This window comes from Microvirga sp. GN3 (genome assembly GCF_055792825.1).
The window spans coordinates 1-6,314 of record NZ_JBVVAK010000270.1 but is presented as its reverse complement, the minus strand read 5'-3'; the positions used below and the strand labels follow the sequence as shown (position 1 = coordinate 6,314).

Genomic DNA, 6,314 nt, shown 5'->3' with positions numbered 1-6,314 from the left:
GATCACCTGCCGCCGACGCTCTTCTTGCGCTGCTGCCGGCAGCTTGCGCATGTCCACATGCTTCATCCCGCCCACCTGGGTCGACGGGCTTCGAATTTCAAGATCACTCAAGCCGCATCAGTAATGCAACGGAGCCATCAGCGGAGAGCCACCACTGCGCCCGACGCATTGAGCCGGCATGAAATGCGAGACTGGCGGACTTGGCGTGCATTCGCCCGGGTGTAAACAATTCTCACGTCAATAGGAGCCATGAGCCCTCCGTCCTGCGTGCTGCTCGTCCGCCCGGCGCCCGCTGCGTCCACCCGCACAGCTCCATAGGGCAGCGCTGCCGTCACAATGGAAGTCCGGCAGACCCGGACAATTTGACCCGCGACGCCGGCTCGTCGGACCAGGAACTCCTCAAAGTCTCCAACTGCAGATTCCGATGCCTCAAGACGGGGCACAAGAGTGGGTGGCAGAGTCAAAATGGCGCTGGTGCCGCGGACTCTGAGCGATGTCGACATTGGTATCACAGTCATTGGCATCGAAACAGCTGGTGTTGCTCGCGGACTTGCTGTGCCTGTCGTATGTGTTGCTGCAGATGTAGATGTTGGAGCGGATGCTTTCCCGGGTTTTCCGCTGCTGCTGTTGCTCGTCTGACCGCTTGTACCCCCGTTGCTCCGGGCGCCTCTGGCAGCAGTGCTGTCTCCGCCTGCATTGCCTTGTGTACCACTTCCATTGTTCCCGATGCCCTGACTGATTCCACCTCCGGTGCCCCCGCTGCCTCGGCCACTTCCACTCTTTCCATTGTTTAGACCGGATCCATCGCCGTTAGCATTGCCTTGGTTACTAGCTCCCCCAGCCCCGCCTCCGTTGCTCCCGTTGCCCTGACTGTCGCGACCTTCAGCGCCCCCACCGCCGCCCCTGCCATTCCCACCACTGCCGCTATGGCCGGTGCCTTCACTGTTGCCATTCCCTTTGCTGCCACTATTTCCGTTGCTTTGTCCGCCTTCTCCTTTTCCGCCGCTGCCATTGCCGTGCCCTCCGCCTCCGGCGTTACCTCTATCACCTCCGCCCTTGGCGAAGACAGGCTGAGCCGCCAGTAATGCAATGGTGAGGACTGAAACAAGGGATATCCGAAGCATGGCACCTCCTGATGCTTCCTCTGGACACATGCGCTTGCGCGGGTCTCTGTGGACGGGTTTCATGCTGGTCTGTTTCTCAAAGGTGCCATGTTCACAGACTTGGCCGAGAGGATAACCCCGTAGAAGTGCCGGCCGGAACAGCCTACGAGGCCCGCCGCCAACTGGATTGCGCTCTCGCAACTGCTGAGGGTCTTGCCCCGGTTGTATACCCCGCGCACCAACAGCATTCGATTACTGACTGGCATTGTGGCTTCTCTGTGCGCCGTCATTGACAATTCAGGATGACGATACCTTTGAGTCTATTCGCCGGCTGAACAGGGGGGAGCACCATGGTGGACTCTACTTGTGCCCGTTGCCCCTTGATGAGCCTCAGCCATCACCCTCTTCACGGTATGGTGTCGCGTGACCACAAAGCCTTTTGTCAGTGAGTTCCCTTTCATCCCGCTGAGCGTTCGGTAGTGGAGAGGACGTCTTCAATGAATTTTCAGATCTAGTAGAGCGCCCAAAGCCCATCGACGGGCAGTAGGATCGCGGGCAGGTCCGGAGCAAGAGGCTCAGGCGCGGAAGTCGCGCGAGCCGGTACGCGAGGGGAGCGCTTCAGCTTAACGACAGTGTCTCTGTCTGCCGCTTCACTAGGCTTAGGGCTTCTGGAGGGCGACCTGACCGATTTCTCAACGGATCTTAGTGGCGGACTGCGGCGGCGGGCCTGCACCGTTGCTTCATCGGACAACTTGCGCTCCGTCTCGACCTGGGGAGAGAGAGACGCCCGCCGAGCCTTACGTTGGGAAACACCGCCCTCCGGACCAGATCCGCTGCTTGGCTTAGCGCCACCTGGGAATGTATGGATTGAAGGCTCAAGCATGGCAGGAGCGACTTGGAAAAGCAATGCAGCCGGTACGAATTCTGTGCGGGCTTCTAATTCCGCGATTTGTCTCTTCAAAGCGTGCACGTCACGGAGTGCGGAAGCGGTCTTCTCTTTCTCCTGGTGAAGCGCATTCTGGATTGCAGCAGCGCTTGCTGCTTGGACTTTCAGAGCTAACATTTCTCTCTGGGCAGCCTCCAACTCGCGAATGGCCGAAGCGCTGCGTCCTCTCCCTTGTTTTAACTCGTCCTGCATCTTGATCTCGCTCGCTCGGAGAGCAGAGAGCTGCTCCTGCACGATTTTCAACTGCTGGGATGTGGCATCTGTTCGCTCTTTCTCTTGCACGGTTGCGCTTACCGCTCCGGTAGAGCTAACTCCGCTTGTCTGGAGCGTGACGAGTTCTCTTCTCAGAGACTCGATTTCACGGGCCGCAAACTTTACTGCATCTCTTTCCCGCTCAAGAGCTTGTCGAAACTCAGCTGCCTCTGCCTGCCTCTCCTTAAGATTGGCAAGTTGCTCTTGCGCTTCTGTCAGTTTTGCCGTCAGTTCCGACAGTGCAGCTTTACCCTTCTCTACCTCTCGGGCATGCTCGTCTCTCGCGTCCGCCGCTCTTGTGGCGTTCTGCGTCATTGCTGCAAGTTGGTCACGCACGAGGCTCAAGTCTTGCATGGCTGAAGCAGTCCGTCCTTTTTCCTGCTCCAGTGCATGCTCAAGCTCTGCTACTCTGGCTTCCTTCCCCCTTAAAGCTGCGAGTTCTCCTTGCATAGCATGCAGCTCCTGCTGCGCTGCTTCGGCACGTACCCGCTCTCTTTCCGCGGCTCCGCCCGGTTCGCCTGGGTTATCCCGATTTGCTCGATTCCCGTCGGCTGCGAGCCCTTGGGGAAAGCGTGTGCCTTGCCGCTCCTGTGCTATAGCCTGAAGCAGCTTCTGTAGTTCTGGATCCTGAATTCTGTCATCGATGATTATGGCGAACGTTCCTAGGTTTACAGCAGCGTCGAGCATCTGCCGTGCTCCGGTCAAATCTCCCTGCCGCAGCAATTCTCCAACATCGGTAGCGAGCCGGGTTCTTTCAGGGTCCGACATAAGGTCCTGGATAATTGAGGCCCAATGCATTTGCGATGGTTCCGCATGAGGCAATCTTGCAGAGCCCTGCTCCTCCGAACGAGGTGTTGGTTGTGCAAGATCTAGCGCCTGGTCGTCTCCAATCTGAGCCAGTTGGGGAGTGGCCCCGCCAATCTCGTCACCTGCGAGACCGTGCGAAGAGTACACAAGCACACCTACAGCAACTACCGTGGGTATAATGCGCCGCCAACTGCATCGCCCCATCGGTACGCGCTGGCTGTGGTCTGAGGTGCCTGAAGGCCAACTGCGCTGTGGCATCATGGGAGCCCTCTGGAAAGGTCGCTGGCAGGTGTAGTGTTGGCGGAGTACTGAATTGACTTGGACATTCCACGACGAAGAAACGAAGGAATCCAGAGACCAAGCTAAGAGAATATCCAACAATTCAGGCCCGTTCGTAATTCTAAGCCTCTCGATCAAAGGATGCTCAGAAAGAGGGCGTATGCATCAGGACGCTGGACCATAACCACTCCATCAACCGCAACACTGTCGTAGGCTGCGCCTTAATACATCGCGGTGACGCGGCCCGCTTGATCCAAGCGGCACGTGATCCGCGCTTGCCGAACCTGCACGTGATTGCCTCGCTGAAACAGGATCCTCGCTTCAACGGGCGCTGAAAAGCCGCCACCCTTCCGACGGGCGGTACGTCCAGCGCTGGCGACGTCAACGTGCATGGCTCCATAGCGCACGGCGCCTGAAACAAGTGCGTTCCGGCAGGATTGAACAATGCTCAGCGACGTACCGGGTTTGGCTTGTAGAGGTTGGAACAGGTATATGCTCCGGAACCATCCGCCATCGCCTCCGCCAGTCTCAATTGGCAACAAGGCCCTTGGAACGGCTGTCCCTGCTAAGGACGATGTTGCAAGTGTGGTGGGAGCAACGCTGGCGAGAAATCCTGAGGTTCGTGCCTCGAATGGTGTACGCTGGTCCAGATTGGCTCCGTTCAGTGAGGTTGATGCCCCTGTACCATCGGGCCTTACTCCAGAAGTTGCGCTTCCGTTGGGTGAAGGGCTTGCAGAATTTATGCTGCCGCCAGCAGGCGTTCCGTTGCCTCCTGGGCCGAGTCCCCCTCCGCCACCGGGGCCCCGAGAGCTGGCCCCGCTGCCTACGCCGCTCAAGCTGCCCCCAGCGCTAATACCATTTGCTCCAATACCCGCGTTAGCGGTCGCCCCGGCTGCGCCAACATCGATTCCCAGTGCACCGCCAATGCTACTCGGGCCAATGCCGCCACCTACCGAAGCCCCACGGCTTCCAGTGCTAATCCCTCCGCCTGCACTGAGCCCGTGGGATCCGACACCTGCGTTGGCCGCGGCTCCGACCGCACCCGCATTAGCGCCACCCCCGACACCACTCGGGCCAAGGTTGCCGCTGGCAGAGGCTCCAATGCCTCCGCTGCTGCGGCCGGCTCCGGCGCTGAGCCCGCCAGGTCCAACGTCAGCGCTCACTCCTGCACCCAGACCAACAGCACTTCCGCTTACTCCCACATCGAGTGCTGCCCCCTTTCCGATCTGCGCAACTGTAAAGACCAATAAGAACAGAGCAGCAAGAGAGGACTGCACAGTCGGGACTAGATGGCTCCGCTCACTCATGAGACTACCCGCTACTGTCACGCTTCTGCAGGCACGACGAAGCGATGTCGGTATCATCAGATTATTGCCCCAGCGTGCGCGAGCAAGGCGGGCATAAGGCGATGAGGGGTACCCACTGCGGGTAGGTTGCTGGCTTGCGAAAGCGAATCTGCTCCTGCTGTTTGATCTCAGGGTTTGATAGTTCATTCTTGTCTTCTGAATAGAGGGATGCGCTCATTGATGGGCATCCTCATTTTGGAGAAAGACCTCTCACGCGAAGTTCAAGACGAATCGCGCTTAACCGCCGCTTGAACTCATGTTCTCGTCGTTTAAACTCATCGCGCAGTTCGCTGAGTTTGGTCAGTTGACGATCATGCTCCGACAGCAACTCCGCATCGCTCAGCCTTGTGACCTCGGAGGTGAGTGTAGATCGCATCTTGTCATGGAGAATTAAAAGGATCTTCCTGACGGTTAAAGGTCCAACCCCTGAAAGCTTCAGCAGAGAGGCCTCAGAGAGGGTTGCCACTTCTGCAACGGACGGGCGGCGACCGCCGAACTCTGCAAGAATGCTCTCTTGGGCACGCCGCTCCAAGAACTCAATTGGAAATGGATCTTCTGGTTGCACCTTGTCATCGCCCAAACACGCAGGAGACAGCTACAGTAATCTTGGCTGTTGGGACTGGCAGGACCAATATCCTAATGATCTGATGTGCACCCTTAAGAGTAGCCAACTTAGTTGGCGCAAGAGGTATCAGGGGTAGGCGGCTTTAGACACAACGCTAACGGACCGGCACTGTTGCAGTAACTTGAAAAGGGCATAACGAACCCCGTTCAACAGACCGCTCAGGCCGCAAGACCGAAGAGCTGATTGACGAGGCGGATTTCACCTGTCGCTCGAGGTTCCCGCTGGATGCAAGGACCGCGGCGGATCATGCGCATGATTTCAAAACCCTTCAGGGTCGCGACGGCGGTATTCATTGTCTGGAAGCCGCGTGTCGGACGGATCACGTGCTTGAGCGCACCATGATCCGCCTCAATGATGTTGTTCAAGTATTTCGAGGTACGGTGCTCCACATCATTCGACAGCAGCCCTTCATTTTGCAGGCGCAGGATGGCCTTGGCATACGACGCCAGTTTATCCGTCGTGATGGATGATGGCGGGTAGTTGCTCATCGCCTTGATGGCTTTACGCAAGAAGCGGTAAGCGGCTCGGGTGTTGCGGCGATCGGACAGCATGAAGGCGATCAACTGACCGTGCTTGTCGACCGCCCGGAACAAGCATTTCCAGTTGCCGCCTACGCGGACATAGGTCTCGTCCACCCTCCAGGAACCTGAGCGAGGTCCCTGGTAGAGTCGGATCCGCTTCTCGATCTCCGGCGCGTAGCGCTGAACCCAACGGAAGAGGGTGGATGGGTCAACGGCGACACCGCGTTCCTGCATCATCTCGGCCAGGTCGCGATAGCTGAGGCCATATTTGCAGTACCAGCGCACGCACAGCAGGATGACCTCAGCCGGAAAGTAATTACCCACGCCGTTGCTGAGGCTGGTTTCAGGCGCTGACGGTAGCGAGAATGGTGCCGAAGACGGTGACACTTGGCGTGAGCCGAGCCGTATCGACGACGGTGCGCACGGCCGCTTCGC

The 6,314-nt window shown here is 58.3% G+C and carries 5 protein-coding genes; 1 reads left to right on the top strand and 4 read right to left on the bottom strand.

What is annotated here, in order from left to right:
• The first annotated feature begins 465 nt into the window (after positions 1-465).
• Entirely contained in the window at positions 466-639 is a 174-nt protein-coding gene (locus ACS5Q1_RS45930; RefSeq protein WP_473104463.1) for a hypothetical protein, read from the top strand.
• Between the two features lie 151 nt (positions 640-790).
• Here the strand turns inward: ACS5Q1_RS45930 and ACS5Q1_RS45925 are convergent, their stop codons facing one another.
• The 4 genes from ACS5Q1_RS45925 to ACS5Q1_RS45910 all read right to left on the bottom strand — a co-directional run bounded on the left by ACS5Q1_RS45925 (position 791) and on the right by ACS5Q1_RS45910 (position 6,203).
• A complete protein-coding gene (locus ACS5Q1_RS45925) occupies positions 791-1,012 on the bottom strand; it encodes a hypothetical protein (protein ID WP_473104462.1) in 222 nt (73 codons plus the stop codon).
• A 602-nt stretch (positions 1,013-1,614) separates the two neighbouring features.
• Positions 1,615-2,988: a hypothetical protein gene (locus tag ACS5Q1_RS45920; protein ID WP_473104461.1), complete on the bottom strand. Its 1,374-nt coding sequence runs from the start codon at positions 2,986-2,988 to the stop codon at positions 1,615-1,617.
• Between the two features lie 1,935 nt (positions 2,989-4,923).
• On the bottom strand, positions 4,924-5,298 hold the full coding sequence (locus tag ACS5Q1_RS45915; protein ID WP_473104460.1) for a hypothetical protein: 375 nt from the start codon (positions 5,296-5,298) through the stop codon (positions 4,924-4,926).
• 218 nt (positions 5,299-5,516) lie between these two features.
• The gene (locus ACS5Q1_RS45910; RefSeq protein ID WP_473104459.1) at positions 5,517-6,203 is read right to left on the bottom strand and encodes an IS6 family transposase; all 687 of its coding nucleotides are present in this window, start codon (positions 6,201-6,203) and stop codon (positions 5,517-5,519) included.
• Positions 6,204-6,314 lie beyond the last annotated feature (111 nt).

Bases quoted from the DNA above. Each gene is read 5' to 3' on its own strand.
- ACS5Q1_RS45930 (WP_473104463.1), top strand. From the start codon at position 466: ATGGCGCTGGTGCCGCGGACTCTGAGCGATGTCGACATTGGTATCACA.
- ACS5Q1_RS45925 (WP_473104462.1), bottom strand. From the start codon at position 1,012: ATGGCAGCGGCGGAAAAGGAGAAGGCGGACAAAGCAACGGAAATAGTG.
- ACS5Q1_RS45920 (WP_473104461.1), bottom strand. From the start codon at position 2,988: ATGCTCGACGCTGCTGTAAACCTAGGAACGTTCGCCATAATCATCGAT.